General features: G+C 75.8%; 1 protein-coding gene. It reads left to right on the top strand.

Going from position 1 to position 563, the window contains the following annotated elements:
• A partial coding sequence (locus FK498_RS18980; RefSeq protein WP_141857285.1) for an OmpA family protein occupies nucleotides 1-447 on the top strand: 447 nt, incomplete at its 5' end.
• Nucleotides 448-563: the final 116 nt, after the last annotated feature.

Below are 563 nucleotides of genomic sequence, written 5' to 3'. Positions count from 1 at the left end.
GCGCCGGACACCCCGGCACCGGTGCAGCAGGCCGCGCCCGTGCCGGTCGCGCCCGGTGCGCCGGCACCCTCTGCGCCGATGCCGCCGGCGGCCGAGGCGCCGTCGATCTCGCTCAACGTGCTGTTCGCGACCAACTCGGCGGAGCTGACGCCGCAGGCGCGCCGGCTGCTCGACGAGCTCGGCCGGGCGCTCACCAGCGCCGATCTGAGCCCCTACAGGTTCCGCATCGAGGGGCATACCGACACCACCGGCAGCGCGGAGTACAACCTGCTCCTGTCGGAGCGGCGCGCCCAGGCGGTGCGCGACTACCTCGTGCAGCGCTTCGGCATCAGCCGCACCCGGCTCGAGACCGTGGGCCTCGGCCAGACCCGGCTCGCGGTGCCGACCGGCGACAACGTGGACGAGCCGCGCAACCGGCGCGTCCACATCGTCAACATCGGCAGCTAGGCGCCTCCGTCCGGCGGCGCGTCAGGTCGGGCCAAGGCGGGTGCGGCGTCGGGTCGACGACGACGCGACCGTCGTGCTGCGGCGGCCCGCGGCGGACGGTCGCGGCCGCGTCGTGG

It is taken from the genome of Elioraea sp. Yellowstone (assembly GCF_006704265.1).
Taxonomy (GTDB): domain Bacteria; phylum Pseudomonadota; class Alphaproteobacteria; order Acetobacterales; family Acetobacteraceae; genus Elioraea.
Note: the sequence above shows the minus strand (reverse complement) of the source record. Positions and strands in the feature narration are given on the sequence as shown.